Source organism: Arthrobacter sp. 05L417, from assembly GCF_056397865.1.
Genome location: NZ_JBFTOG010000005.1, coordinates 163198 through 175312, shown reverse-complemented (window position 1 = coordinate 175312; position 12115 = coordinate 163198). Strand labels below are relative to the sequence as shown.

At 65.0% G+C, this 12115-nt stretch carries 14 protein-coding genes; 4 read left to right on the top strand and 10 right to left on the bottom strand.

The features are described 5' to 3' along the window. Positions 1–59 precede the first annotated feature (59 nt). A complete protein-coding gene (locus tag AC1DJW_RS07100) occupies positions 60–524 on the bottom strand; it encodes a GatB/YqeY domain-containing protein (protein ID WP_459341920.1) in 465 nt (154 codons plus the stop codon). Between the two features lie 186 nt (positions 525–710). Next, on the bottom strand, positions 711–1853 hold the full coding sequence (locus AC1DJW_RS07095; protein ID WP_459341921.1) for a glycerate kinase: 1143 nt from the start codon (positions 1851–1853) through the stop codon (positions 711–713). 132 nt (positions 1854–1985) lie between these two features. On the opposite strand from AC1DJW_RS07095, the gene AC1DJW_RS07090 reads away from it, so the two are divergent. Together AC1DJW_RS07090 and AC1DJW_RS07085 are read left to right on the top strand one after the other, a co-directional pair. After that, positions 1986–2336 carry a YciI family protein gene (locus AC1DJW_RS07090; protein ID WP_284750952.1) on the top strand — a complete coding sequence of 117 codons (351 nt, stop codon included), beginning with the start codon at positions 1986–1988 and terminating at the stop codon, positions 2334–2336. 7 nt (positions 2337–2343) lie between these two features. Then, positions 2344–3621 (top strand): RNA polymerase sigma factor, encoded by a 1278-nt coding sequence (locus AC1DJW_RS07085; RefSeq protein ID WP_476901035.1) that lies wholly within the window; start codon positions 2344–2346, stop codon positions 3619–3621. Here AC1DJW_RS07085 and AC1DJW_RS07080 read toward each other — a convergent pair. From AC1DJW_RS07080 to hxlB, 4 genes are all read right to left on the bottom strand, one after another. Beyond that, a complete protein-coding gene (locus tag AC1DJW_RS07080; RefSeq protein ID WP_459341923.1) occupies positions 3563–4348 on the bottom strand; it encodes a glycerophosphodiester phosphodiesterase family protein in 786 nt (261 codons plus the stop codon). The two genes, AC1DJW_RS07085 and AC1DJW_RS07080, sit on opposite strands and share 59 nt — an antisense overlap. A 38-nt stretch (positions 4349–4386) precedes the next feature. Then, positions 4387–4635, bottom strand: coding sequence for a hypothetical protein (locus AC1DJW_RS07075; RefSeq protein WP_476901046.1), 249 nt, complete (start codon positions 4633–4635; stop codon positions 4387–4389). 180 nt (positions 4636–4815) lie between these two features. Continuing rightward, the gene (gene hxlA, locus AC1DJW_RS07070) at positions 4816–5439 is read right to left on the bottom strand and encodes a 3-hexulose-6-phosphate synthase (RefSeq protein WP_284750955.1); all 624 of its coding nucleotides are present in this window, start codon (positions 5437–5439) and stop codon (positions 4816–4818) included. Positions 5440–5493: 54 nt separating this feature from the next. Then, complete coding sequence (hxlB, locus tag AC1DJW_RS07065; protein ID WP_476901034.1) at positions 5494–6147, bottom strand: 6-phospho-3-hexuloisomerase; 654 nt, start codon at positions 6145–6147, stop codon at positions 5494–5496. A 139-nt stretch (positions 6148–6286) separates the two neighbouring features. Here hxlB and AC1DJW_RS07060 point away from each other — a divergent pair, with 139 nt between their 5' ends. Further along, a complete protein-coding gene (locus tag AC1DJW_RS07060) occupies positions 6287–7561 on the top strand; it encodes a helix-turn-helix transcriptional regulator (RefSeq protein ID WP_284750957.1) in 1275 nt (424 codons plus the stop codon). Positions 7562–7590: 29 nt separating this feature from the next. Here the strand turns inward: AC1DJW_RS07060 and AC1DJW_RS07055 are convergent, their stop codons facing one another. The 4 genes from AC1DJW_RS07055 to AC1DJW_RS07040 form a co-directional block, all read right to left on the bottom strand. After that, a complete protein-coding gene (locus tag AC1DJW_RS07055) occupies positions 7591–8400 on the bottom strand; it encodes an HAD family hydrolase (RefSeq protein ID WP_284750958.1) in 810 nt (269 codons plus the stop codon). A 47-nt stretch (positions 8401–8447) separates the two neighbouring features. Next, complete coding sequence (locus AC1DJW_RS07050; RefSeq protein WP_390281557.1) at positions 8448–8972, bottom strand: YbhB/YbcL family Raf kinase inhibitor-like protein; 525 nt, start codon at positions 8970–8972, stop codon at positions 8448–8450. Beyond that, the gene (locus tag AC1DJW_RS07045; protein ID WP_284750960.1) at positions 8969–9937 is read right to left on the bottom strand and encodes a carbohydrate kinase family protein; all 969 of its coding nucleotides are present in this window, start codon (positions 9935–9937) and stop codon (positions 8969–8971) included. Before AC1DJW_RS07045 ends, AC1DJW_RS07050 begins: the two co-directional genes overlap by 4 nt. Positions 9938–10006: 69 nt before the next feature. Next, entirely contained in the window at positions 10007–10819 is an 813-nt protein-coding gene (locus tag AC1DJW_RS07040) for an alpha/beta hydrolase (protein ID WP_284750961.1), read from the bottom strand. A gap of 188 nt (positions 10820–11007) precedes the next feature. Between AC1DJW_RS07040 and AC1DJW_RS07035 the strand changes: the two genes are divergently transcribed. Next, positions 11008–12111 carry a GTP pyrophosphokinase gene (locus AC1DJW_RS07035; RefSeq protein ID WP_059388901.1) on the top strand — a complete coding sequence of 368 codons (1104 nt, stop codon included), beginning with the start codon at positions 11008–11010 and terminating at the stop codon, positions 12109–12111. Positions 12112–12115: the final 4 nt, after the last annotated feature.

The window sequence follows — 12115 nt, the reverse complement described above, 5'->3', positions numbered from 1 at the left end:
AGATCGTGTCCCCTTAGCGCGCTTTAAAGGACACGATCTGTACAGACTTCCGTTAGCGACTATGAGAGGCGCTTGCGAACAATCTCGCTGACCGCCTTGCCGTCGAAGCGGCCGGCGACTTTTTCGCTGACCGGCTTCATGACATAGCCCATGTGCATCAGGCTCAACTCCACGTCGTCGGCCTTGAGCGAGGCGATGACCTCGTCAACGATGGACTCGACGTCCTCGGCGGTCAGTGGTTCCGGCAGGTATGCCTCGATTACCTCGGCATCCGCAATCTCCGTGGCGGCCCGCTCGGATTCTCCGGCCTCCTCGTAAAGGCGCGCGACCTCGTGATACTGGGAAGCCTCCTTCTGCAACATGGCCGTGATCTGAGCGTCGTCCAGGTGGATCGGCGTCTGGCCGGCTTTCTCACGGGTGTCAATCTCGCTGAGGACGTTGCGTGTGGCGTTCAGGGCGATGCGGTTGCCATCCTTCATGTGGCTGACGACGTCTGCGTGCAGCCTCTCCTTCAAGGTGGACATGGTGTGCTCCTCGATTCGATGGTGCCGTGCTGGCCGGCTGCCAGCCCGGCAGGCGGTGACGGCGTCCCGGGAGGGGTCGTCGCATCGTAGTTGCATGGCAGAAGTCAGAGCCATGCTTTGTACGTTAATTATCTGCCCGGCTTCGGCTAACAGCCCCGTTGAGCATGCCCCCTGGTGGATCGGAACTTAGACCCCTTCAAGCACCTGGCTCGTAGCCCATGCGAGGTACTTGGCCGCGTTGGCCACGGCGTCGGCAACGTCCGGCACGCCATCCCGTCGCTGCGCGACGTCGAGCAACTGTGCCGCGGCAACCACGCCGTGGCCGGCTAGTTCCTCGGGGGTCACCAGGATCCTGCCCGCTACCACAATCACCGGGATGCCATGCTCCTGGGCGGAATCGGCCAGAGCGATAGGGGCCTTGCCGGTCAGGGATTGCGAGTCCATGGACCCTTCGCCGGTGATCACCAGGTCCGCGCCACCGAGCTGTTCGGGAAGCCCCGTGAGTCCCGCCACGAGTGCGAATCCGCCTTCCAGCGTCGCCTGGGTGAAGGCCAGGAACGACGCCGGGAATCCGCCGGCCGCTCCGGCGCCGGGAACGTTGACGTCCTGTCCGCCCGCTTCCCGCAGCAGCGACGCCCAGTTGCGCAGGCCGGCGTCGAGCAGTTCCACCGCGTCCTCGTCGGCACCCTTTTGGGGGCCGAAAACATGCGCGGCGCCGTCGCTGCCAAAGAGCGGGTTCTGGACGTCGACGGCGATCCGGAACCTCACCGCGGTCAGGCGCGGGTCCAGCCCGGAGACGTCGAGGGACACGACGTCGGCGAGCGAGCCTCCGCCGAGCGGAACCACATTTCCGGCCGCGTCCAGAGGCTTGAGTCCAAGTGCACGCAGGGCGCCGCTGCCGCCGTCGGACATCGCGGAGCCGCCCAGGCCGAGCACAATCTCGGTGGCCCCGGCGTCGAGTGCCGCGGCGATGAGCTGGCCGCAACCGTAGCTGTGGGCGCGCAAGGCGTTTTCCGGAGTCGGCTCCATGTGCGCCAGTCCGGAAGCCTGCGCCGTTTCGATCACCGCTGTGGCTCCGCCGAAGGCATTTTGCCGAATGGCCCACGCGGCGCCTATCGGCTTGAGAATGGGGCCGACGACGGCATTGATCCGCTCTTCGTAGCCTGCCGCCACGGCTGCTTCCAGCGTTCCTTCGCCACCATCGGCGATGGGAAACTGAGTCACCACAGCGTCCGGATAGACGCGCAATGCCCCTTCGGCCATGGCCGAGGCTGCTTCGACGGCGGTGAGGGAGCCTTTGAACTTGTCCGGGGCAATCAGGATGCGCATGCTCCCATCCTGCCAGCGGGGCTAAGCTTTTCGCAGATTCGTGCGCGGAGATGTCGAAAACAGCCCACGCCGTTCGTATAGAGGGTGAGACGCGGGCACGGTGCCGGCGCCACATCCCAAGGAGGAACAGTCATGCCACGCTATCTGCTCAGCATCTACCAGCCCGACGGCCCCGCCCCTGAGCCCGAAGTCCTCAACAAAATCATGGCCGATCTTGACGTCCTGAACCAGGAAATGCGCGACGCCGGCGCCTGGGTTTTCACCGGTGGCCTGCACCCCGCCAGCACTTCCACGGTGGTGCGTGTGAACGACGGCGAAGTACTCACCACGGACGGCCCCTTCGCGGAGGCCAAGGAACACGTGGGCGGCCTGTGGGTAATCGAGGCCCCGGACCTGGACGTGGCACTTGGCTGGGGACGCAAAGCCGCCCAAGCCACCACGCTGCCTATCGAGGTCCGGCCGTTCGCAGGTTACCGGGAATAGTTTCCCCATGATCCATATTTCGGAGATCGGACAAATATTCCGCGAAGAGTATGGACGATCCGTGGCGGTCCTGGTCCGCGTTTTGGGCAGCATCGATGCCGCCGAAGACGCGGTCCAAGACGCCTTCACCGAAGCCGTTGCCCGCTGGCCCGACGCCGGGCTGCCGCCAAGCCCCGCTGGCTGGATCATCACCACCGCCCGCAACCGGGCAATCGACCGGCTCCGACGCGAGGCATCCGGCAGGGAGAAACTCGCCCAAGTGGCCGTCCTGCGGGGCGATGAACCCGGCGATGAACCCGAAGGAATCGAGGTGGATACCGTGGAGGACAATCAGCTCCGGCTAATCTTCACGTGCTGCCACCCCGCCCTCAACCGGGCCGCGCAGGTGGCACTGACACTCAAGCTCCTGGGCGGGCTCAGCACCGCGGAGATCGCCCACGCTTTCCTGGTCCCGGAGCCAACGATGGCCCAGCGCCTGGTGCGGGCGAAAGGAAAGATCCGCGACGCCCGCATCCCCTACCGGGTTCCGAGCGGGGCAGAGCTGCCTGAGCGCTTGAAGTCGGTGCTGGCGGTGGTCTACTTGGTCTTCAATGAGGGCTACGCGGCGAGTTCAGGGGCCGGGCTGGTGCGCGAAGACCTCTGCCGCGAGGCTGTACGCCTCGGCCGGCTTATCATGGAACTCATGCCAGATGAGCCCGAAGCCAAAGGCTTGTTGGCCCTCATGCTTCTGCTTAATGCCCGCCGTGCCGCCCGGACAACTCCCGACGGCGGCCTAGTGCTCCTTGCGGACCAGGACCGCAGCCTGTGGGACAGGGATCAAATAGCGGAGGGGCAATTGTTGGTGCGGCAATGCTTGAAGAGGAACCAGCCCGGACCATATCAATTGCAAGCTGCCATCAACGCGGTGCACAGCGATGCCGCACAACCCGCGGACACCGATTGGCGCCAAATCCTGGTGCTGTACGGGCAACTCCTGGCCATCGAGCCGACGCCGGTGGTCGCTTTGAACAGGGCCGTTGCCCTGGCGGAGGTGGAAGGACCGGCCGCGGGGCTTGCCGCCGTCGACGTCCTTGAACTAGGCAGCTACTACCTGTTCCACGCCGTGCGGGCGGATCTGCTCCGGCGCCTGGGCCGCAACAAAGAAGCTGTCGCAGCCTACCGGGCAGCGCAGGAGCGCACGAATAACGCCGCCGAGCGAGACTTCCTGGAAGGGCGCGTCCGGGCGCTCACCACCACTGGCCACGGCCCTGCAGCACCGACTTCAGACGATCCGCACGGTCGGTGACCAGGCCGTCCACGCCCATGTCCAGCAGCCTGGCCATCTCGGCGGAATCGTTGACGGTCCAGACGTGAACCTGCAGCCCAAGCCGATGGGCGCGGCGCAGGAAGCCGCGGGTCACTACCGTCAGGGGTCCGTAGCGGACCGGCACTTGGAGAGCATCGACGTCGTGCAGGATCTTCCGCAACCAGCGCTCCGGAAGAAACGGTCCTAAGAGGGTAAAGGCAGCGTTGCAGGCGATGCCTGCCGAGGACGCCGTGCGACGGCCGAGCAGGCGCAGGACGGCCCGACGCCGGCGATCTGAGAAGCTCGCAATCAGCACTCGGTCATGGGCATCGAGTTGTTCAATGACTCCGGCGAGGGCCTTAACCGTATGCCAATCCTTGACGTCGACGTTGAGCCGCGCCTCGGGGAATTCCGTCAGGACGTCAGCCAAATGGGGAATTGCTTCGCGGCCGCCGATCCGGGCTTTGGCGATCTCGGCAGAGCTGAGGCTGGAGATGGGGCCGTGGGCATCTGTGACACGGTCCAAGGTGTCGTCGTGGAAAAGGAGCACCACGCCGTCGGCAGTGGTGCGGGCATCGGTTTCAAGATGCGTGAAGCCAAGCGCAAGCGCCGCCCTGAATGCCTCGGCCGAGTTCTCAAGGCCATCCGGCGAAAACCCGCGGTGCGCGAAGGCAAGCGGAGCGGATTGTCCGTCCGGGCGGCTGAAGAAGGGCAAGTACGAGCTCACACGGGTAGCGTAACCCGGCCGTGGTGCCCGAGGCCCTGTCAGGATTCCTGCGGGACGATCTCGACGCCGTCGCCGCAGTGCACCAGCGTGCGGCCGCGGCCGCCGTCGAGATTCACCCAGACCACGGTGTGGTCACTCGACACGGCGTCCACCTGGCCGGGGTTCTCAAACCCCGGCGCGAGCTTGACGCTCACGCGGTCTCCGCGGCGCAACTGTTTCCAATGTTCGGCCGGTACTGCGCGGCGAACGGGGGCCTCGGGCCACCCCGTCGTCTTCCTCTTGGCCATCATGTCCCCTGTGATCGGCATCGAATACGGCACGAGCCTACGGGGAGTAGTTGAACGGCAGTTGGACTTGAGCTGTGTAATGGGTGAGCGGTCCCAACTAACTAGCAATTGTTGTCGTTTAGAGGCCTGAAAACGACGTTAACTGCGAGTCAGTTGGGACCGCCCGGCTGGAAAAGAGCCCTAGATGATGGCGGCGCGAAGTTGCTTCGCGGCCAGCGCGGGGTCGTCCGCACCGTAGATGGAACCACCGACGACGGCGACATCCGCTCCAGCGCGCTGGACCGCTCCGATGGTGGACAGGTTCACGCCGCCAGCCACGGAGAACGGCACGCGGGCTTCCTCACCGGCGCTCAGCAGGACATCCAGGTTGTAGCCCGGCTTTGCCTGCTCGTCGAGGCCGGCATGGAACTCGATGAACTTGGCACCGAGGGCCCGGGCTTCCTTGGCACGGGTCACTTTGTCGGCCACGCCGATCAGGTCCACCACGATGCCCTTGTTGTGGTCCTTGGCTGCCTTGACCGCACCGGCGATGGTGGAGTCATCGGCGCCACCAAGCACGGAGACGAGGTCTGCGCCGGCCTTGAATGCGATATCGGCTTCGAGTTCACCAGCATCCATGGTCTTGAGGTCGGCGAACACGATCTTGTCCGGGTGGGCTTCCTTGATGGCGGTCACGGCGGACAGGCCTTCGCTTTTCACGAGCGGGGTGCCGAGTTCGATGATGTCCACGTATTCGGCGACCTTGCCGGCGATCTCGAGGGCGGCTTCGGTGGTGAGGACGTCGATGGCGACTTGCAGCTTCATGGAGGGAATCACTTTCGTTGTGGGTTGAGGTGTTGTTGCGGTGGAAATCAGGGGCTATTCGAGGTTGGCGTGGCGGAGCCAGAGTTCCTCGGCCGGGGTTGCGTCGTTGTCCCACAGGGTCTGGAAGACTGCTTCGGCAGCGAGGAAGAGCACCTGCTCGAACAGGCTGCCGGAGTATTGACGCGACAGCGTGGAACCGTGGTCTGTCTTCTGCGCCGCAGGAATGATGACGACGACGTCGGCCAGTTCCGCGAGCGGGGACGTGGCGTTCGTGGTGTACACGGCGATCCTGGCGCCGGCTTTGGAGGCTGTCTCGGCGGCTCGCACGACGCCGGAGGTCGTCCCGGAGCCCGAGGCTAGCAGCAGGAGGTCGCCCGAGCGGATGGCCGGCGTCGTGGTATCCCCCGCGATGTGCACGTCGAAGCCGAGGTGCATCAGCCGCATCGCAGCCATCCGCAGGACAAGGCCGCTGCGGCCAGCTCCTGCAACAAAGATCCGGCCGGTGGCCGAGCTCCCCGCGATCTGGACTTCCGCAGCCAGGCGGAAGAGCTGCCCGAGGTCGACTTCAGCGGCTGTTTCCGCGATCTCGCTGCCCACGAGGGCCAAGCTCAGGTCGACATCCAGGCTTAGGTCGACATCCTGGGCGCCGCTCGCCAGGACGCGATCTTGGTCTGATGTGGCCTCGGCGGCCTCTGCGGTGGTAGTCATGCGTTGCCTCCTGCTCAGGTGAATGTTCCGTTTGAATCAATCGTTCCGGATTGAACGGATAGGAGTAACACTGAGCACGGGCAGTCTTAACTATCCGTTTGGGTAGTGTGCGCGTGTCCGAAACGGCTAAGGTGGCGGAATGACTTCAAGCACATGGACATTGCTGGAGGCCGTGGCCGAGCTGGCCAACGCTCCGCTCACGAGCATCGCCGAACGGCTCCGTGAAGCAACCCTTCCGTACGTGGGCAGCAGCGCGCTGGTCATTTTCACCGAGGATTGCACGGGCCGGCCCCAGAAGAAGGCGGGGGCAGAGGGGATCATCAGCCGCGTCTCCATTCCGGAGCTTGATCAATTGCGGGCCCGGGTCAAGGAAAGCGAGGCGTGGCAAGGTGAAGCGACCATCGCCGGCGAGCAGCGGCCCGTTCTCGCTTTGACGTCCGAGACCAACGCACTACTGACCCTCACCGTGCCGGTCCTGCCCGAAGAACCGTTGGAGCGCGAGTCGGCGCTGCGGATGCTTGACTACCTCTGGCAGCTGACAGCCCGGCGCATCCAGGAGAAGGTGGCGGACGCGCCGCCGTCGTACCTCTTGGAATCCCGCGCTGCGTCAGCCGAGCGGCTCCGTGTCACGGCCGAACTCGTGGACAGGCATTCCACCACCCTGGAGACACTTTTGGCGGCGTTGCGATCGAGCGCCCTCGACGACGCCACTGCCAGAAAAACCGTCACGGACCTGGCCGCTACCTCGCTGGTCAATCTTCGGACGCTCAGCGACCGAACAACGGACCTCGTCGAAGAGCCGGTGGCCAAGGCCTTCGAACGGCTGCGGGAGGACTTGCGACCGCTCATGCATTTCAGTGGACTCGATATCCAGTTCATCGAGCCACCGGTCAACGGACGCGCACTGCCCGGCGAAGTGGCCCACGCCGCCCGGGCGATCGTGCGGGGGCTGGTGCTTGCCATCGTTGAGCAGCCCGAGGTCCGCCGGGTGCGTGTGCAGTGGGATTGCGACGGAGTGAACCTCCTCGTCAACGTTCGCGACGACGGCCTTGGCGAACTGACGGCGGATTCGCCCAACATTTCCCGGCTCAACAGCAGGGTGTCGGCGCTCGATGGTCGCATGAACATCGAGGTCATGGCCGGCTGGGGGGCTGACGTGCAAGTGGTCCTGCCGCTGGATCCCCCGACGGCTCCCGTGGGCGACATCGGGGGATGGGGCTTGGCGGAACGCGAAATCGAAGTCCTCCAGCTGCTCGCTGCCGGCCAGCGCAACAGGAGCATCTCGGCCAAGCTGCACATCAGCGAAAACACGGTTAAATTCCATGTCAGGAATATCTTCAGGAAGCTCGGCGTGGGCTCACGAACAGAGGCGATTGCCTTGGCGCACAGCCACGGACTGCGGGCGCCGAACTAGCCGTGCACGGCGGCCCGGTGCGGGGCTCCCTAAACCCGCAGGGAAGCGAGCTTTGCCTCGAGGATCTGGGCCACGCCGTCGTCGTCGAAATGGGGCGCCTGCTGGCCGGCTGCGCTGATCGCCTCCGGATGGCCGCTGGCCATCGCATAACCGTCGCCCGCCCAGCGCAGCATCTCGACGTCGTTGGGCATGTCGCCGAAAGCCACCACATCGGCGGCGTCGATGCCCCGGGATGCCGCATATTCGGCGAGTGTGACGGCTTTGTTGATACCGGGCGCCGACATTTCCAGGAGTGCGGTCCGCGGCGCCGAGTGGGTGGTCTCCACGAGATGCGCGACGGCGGGCTGCACCTTTGCGAGGAAATCATCCGGAGTGCCGCTGCGGGTCACGGCAAGGAACTTCACCACGGCGTCGTCCGCGGTCAGCGTTTCGTCCAGCCAAGCGGGAGTGAACTCGGCCAGGAGCTCGCTGGTCTCGTTCTCGATGAACCCGGGTTCGAGATGGAATCCGGTAAGGGTTTCGGCCGCGAACAGGGCGTCGGGCCTGAGCTGTTTGATGATCCGGCGGGCCTCAAGCACAGACTCGATGCTCAAGGCATTCGCCGAAATCAGCTTGTCAGCTTCAAGATCCCACACCACTGCCCCGTTGGAGCAAATAACGATGCCGCTGTGGCCGATCTGCTCGCGGAGCGGGTAGAGCCAGCGCGGCGGCCGCCCGGTTACGAACACCACCTCAATGCCCGCGTCACGGCAGGCATGGAAAGCGCGGATGGTGCGGCTGCTGATCTTGCCGTCATGTCCAAGGATGGTGCCGTCAATGTCACTTGCTACGAGCCGCATTATGTCAGTCTACGTGGGGGCGGCCGCCGTCGACTTAGCCCCTGGAGCTAACGCTGTTCGAAATGGCCCGTGATGACGGCCCGGGCCAGCGTGTGAGAAGCCAGCTTGCGGACGAGGGCTTCCGTAGAGGCACCGGCGTCGAGGCCCAGTTCTTCGACGTCGACGGCGTGCACCGCCACGATGTAGCGGTGCGGGCCATGCCCAGGCGGAGGCGCGGCGCCCAGATAACCGGGGAACCCGGCGTCGTTCTTTAGCTGAAACGCGCCGGTCGGCAAATGCGCACCGCCCGGAACGCCGGCGCCGGCCGGCAAGGAGCCCGTACCGGCGGGAATGTTGACCAGGGCCCAGTGCCAGTAGCCTCCGGCCCTGGGGGCATCGGGGTCGAAGACGGTGACGACGTAACCTTTGGTGCCCTCGGGGGCTCCGTTCCAGCTCAATTGCGGGGATTCGTCCTTGCCGCCTGCGACGCCGAAGCGCTTGCTGGTCTGGGCGCTGCTGAGTGCGTCACCGTCCTTGAGCGAGGCGCTTGTGACATCGAAGGAGGGGACACGTGGGAGGTCGGCGTAGCTCATGACTGCCTTTCGACACTTGCACCGGACTCCGGGACGCCCAGGGCGTTAAGTTCCGCGCGGGTCGGCGGGTTCGCGCCTGGCCGGGAGACCGTGATCGCCGCGGCGCGCGCCGCATGGTTGAGGATTCCTTCGAGCACTTCGGCGGGCATGGCATGCAGCTCGTCGCGGTTCTGGGCCCCCGCCAGCCCGTGGTCAACGATCCCCGAGAGGAGCGCGGCCATGAAGGAATCGCCCGCGCCCACCGTATCCGCCACCTCTACCTTTGGTGCGTCCACCTGGGCCTCGCCCGCGGCGGTGACGCCCCAAGGGCCGGCCGCGCCTCGCGTGACCACCACGACGGCGGGTCCCCCGCTGCCGCCCAGGCCCAGCCAGCGTCTGGCCGATTCCAAGACATCGACGCCGGGATAGAGCCACTCAAGGTCCTCGTCGGATGCCTTGACCACGTCGGCAAGCGCCACGAAACGCTCCACCTGAGCCCGCGCAAATTCTCGATCCTTGATGATGCTGGGCCGGCAGTTGGGATCGAAGCTCACAGTCGCGTTCGGATGAGCATGCTCGACGGCGGCAAGGACCTCAGCCGCGCCCGGCTCCAACATGGTGGCAATCGAGCCCGTGTGCAGGAGCGATGTCCCCTGAAGCATGAAAGGCAAGCGCGCGGCGAGGCCGGGAAGCTCCCAGGCGAGGTCGAAGGTGTAGCTGGCAGCGCCGTCGTCGTCGATCAAAGCGGTGGCCACGCTCGTGGGACTCTCATCCGGCGGCAGCGGGACCATGACGGAACTGGAGCGCAGATGGGCAGCGATCGATTCCCCGTAGGCGTCCTTGCCGAAGCGGCCAATGAACTGGACCGCGTGGTCCAGTCTGGCCAGACCCACGGCAACGTTGAGCGGACTGCCGCCCACGTGGGCGTCGATTCCCGAGGAACGCTGGACGACATCAACCAGCGCTTCACCTATGACTGTCAGCATGGGACAACTCTGCCACGCGGATGTGGTGCGCGTCTCTCGATGACAGCTGGTGATTTTGCCTGCAAACCGTCACCCCAGCAGCCGCTGCACCAACTCCCGGCACTTCTTGTACGCGACCGCCCTGGGGTCGATCAGGTCGTAGTGGTCGCCGGGCACCTTGAGGAACTGGGCCGCGCCCCCGGAAGCGGTGGCTGCGGCAACGTAGGCCTCGGACTGGCTGCAAGGGACATCCTCGTCCGATGCAGCGTGCACTGCGAAGACCGGAACGGGGATAGGCAGGGACCTCATGGGGTCCGCATAGATATGCCGTTTGGGGTATCTCACCGAGTCGCCACCCATGAGGTTGTCGACCGCGCCGTTGCTCAGGTTGAGCCGCTCGGCGTCAGCCAAATTCAGCAGACCAGATTGGCTCACGACGCCGGTCAGCCGCACTGCCGCGCCGTTTTCATGCCGATGGAGCTGCCGGTCGGCGTCCGGGGCGCCGATCTTGGAGAGCTTTTCCCGTCCCGCTGCCCAGACCGCGAGATGGCCGCCCGCGGAGTGTCCCAGCGCCACCACTTTGTTCAGATTGAGTTCATGCTTGCCGGCAATCTCGCCCAGGTGGTCGATCCCATCGAGGACATCTTCGAACGTATGCGGCCAGCCGCCTCCGTTTCCTGCCCTCCGGTACTCGAGGTTCCAGGCGGCTATTCCATGCGCAGCGAGGTCCCGGGCAATCGGCTCACCGAGTTCCGCGCCGTACTGGGAGCGCCAATAGCCTCCATGGATCACCACCACCACTCCGTCGGGTCTGCTGCGGTGTGGCTGCAGCGAATTGTCTGGTACGAACAGCTCGCCCCATTGGCTGGAGTGCTGGCCGTAGTAGTACTTGTGCCGCTTCATCGTGTCCTCCTTTGTGCCGAGCCTATCGCGGAGGAGCGCCGCGGAGCGGGAGCAATGGTTTGAGGATCAACGCGGAGCCTTCCTCAAGGCACTGCCCGAGCGTACCCTCCTGCTTCCAGGTGGCGCACCGGTAGCACCAGAGGCTCCTGCTCCGCTTCACTGTCGGCCCTCCACCGTAAGCTGGAGGCATGGCTAGCAATTGGGACAGCTTGGATCCTCAGCTGCGCGAATCAGTACAGGCGAATGTGGAGCTCTACGAACGGGTCCGGCCTGCCCTGAAACTCGTTACCCGCGACGTCCTGTTGACCCTGCGGGACATGCTCAAGAACAGCGAGTCCGTGCCGCTCTTCGTCACGGGACGCACCAAGACGGTCGAGTCTTTCCGGGAGAAGATTTCCCGTACCGAGGTGCCCTTGGAGGGCGGCCCGCGGGTGCTGAAGTTCCCGGACCCGTTCCGGACCCTGAACGACATGGTGGGTCTGCGCGTCATCACCAAGCTTCCGGCCGAGAACGCCGCGGTTGCCAACTTGATCAAGCGCCAGCGCCAACTTTTCGATTGCCGCGGCGACCTTGAGAAGGACATCGGCTCCATAGAGTCCGGCACCTACGGATATTCGAGCCGCCACCTTATCCTCCGCACCATCCAGAACGAGTCCGTGAAGGCCTACCAGCAAGTCTTCAATCCGGACATCCCCCCGAATGGCAGCTACTTCTTCGAGTGCCAGATCCGCACGGTTTTCGCGCACGCCTGGAGCGAGATCGAACACGACATCCGCTTCAAGGCCGAGGATCCGCGCGCATGGACGCCGCATTTCGACCGCCAGTTCACCGCCACAGCGGCAATGCTCGAAACCGTGGAGAGCGCATTTGCCGACCTCCACGAACGCTACGAGGAAGTCCGCGGTTACTGGGACCTCGACGGTGAAGGTTCCATGCCCCTCACGCCCAATCGTGTGCGTGACGTTTGGCGGACGCTGCTTCCGCACGTTGACCGTAAAGTTGATGACGACTGGGGTTGGGCCGCGGAGCTTCTTGCGGCCCACGGACTGAACAAGACCGTGGAACTCGCCGGACTCCTCAGTGCCAACCGGATCACCGAGGTCCGCAAGGCCCTGGACCACCGTTACTCCCCTGGACCGGACCGCCTCCTGGATGACCTCCTGCTGTGGCAGTACGGCACTGAACACATCGACCTCACCGCCGAGGCGCCCGACGTCGTCCCCCACCCCCGGCGGGACAGCCTCCAGCGGCGCCTCAAACAGATTGAGCGGTACCGCCTGACCAACAGCTAAGGAC

Bases quoted from the DNA above. Each gene is read 5' to 3' on its own strand.
- AC1DJW_RS07100 (WP_459341920.1), bottom strand. From the start codon at position 524: ATGTCCACCTTGAAGGAGAGGCTGCACGCAGACGTCGTCAGCCACATG.
- AC1DJW_RS07095 (WP_459341921.1), bottom strand. From the start codon at position 1,853: ATGCGCATCCTGATTGCCCCGGACAAGTTCAAAGGCTCCCTCACCGCC.
- AC1DJW_RS07090 (WP_284750952.1), top strand. From the start codon at position 1,986: ATGCCACGCTATCTGCTCAGCATCTACCAGCCCGACGGCCCCGCCCCT.
- AC1DJW_RS07085 (WP_476901035.1), top strand. From the start codon at position 2,344: ATGATCCATATTTCGGAGATCGGACAAATATTCCGCGAAGAGTATGGA.
- AC1DJW_RS07075 (WP_476901046.1), bottom strand. From the start codon at position 4,635: ATGGCCAAGAGGAAGACGACGGGGTGGCCCGAGGCCCCCGTTCGCCGC.
- hxlA (WP_284750955.1), bottom strand. From the start codon at position 5,439: ATGAAGCTGCAAGTCGCCATCGACGTCCTCACCACCGAAGCCGCCCTC.
- hxlB (WP_476901034.1), bottom strand. From the start codon at position 6,147: ATGACTACCACCGCAGAGGCCGCCGAGGCCACATCAGACCAAGATCGC.
- AC1DJW_RS07060 (WP_284750957.1), top strand. From the start codon at position 6,287: ATGACTTCAAGCACATGGACATTGCTGGAGGCCGTGGCCGAGCTGGCC.
- AC1DJW_RS07055 (WP_284750958.1), bottom strand. From the start codon at position 8,400: ATGCGGCTCGTAGCAAGTGACATTGACGGCACCATCCTTGGACATGAC.
- AC1DJW_RS07050 (WP_390281557.1), bottom strand. From the start codon at position 8,972: ATGAGCTACGCCGACCTCCCACGTGTCCCCTCCTTCGATGTCACAAGC.
- AC1DJW_RS07045 (WP_284750960.1), bottom strand. From the start codon at position 9,937: ATGCTGACAGTCATAGGTGAAGCGCTGGTTGATGTCGTCCAGCGTTCC.
- AC1DJW_RS07040 (WP_284750961.1), bottom strand. From the start codon at position 10,819: ATGAAGCGGCACAAGTACTACTACGGCCAGCACTCCAGCCAATGGGGC.
- AC1DJW_RS07035 (WP_059388901.1), top strand. From the start codon at position 11,008: ATGGCTAGCAATTGGGACAGCTTGGATCCTCAGCTGCGCGAATCAGTA.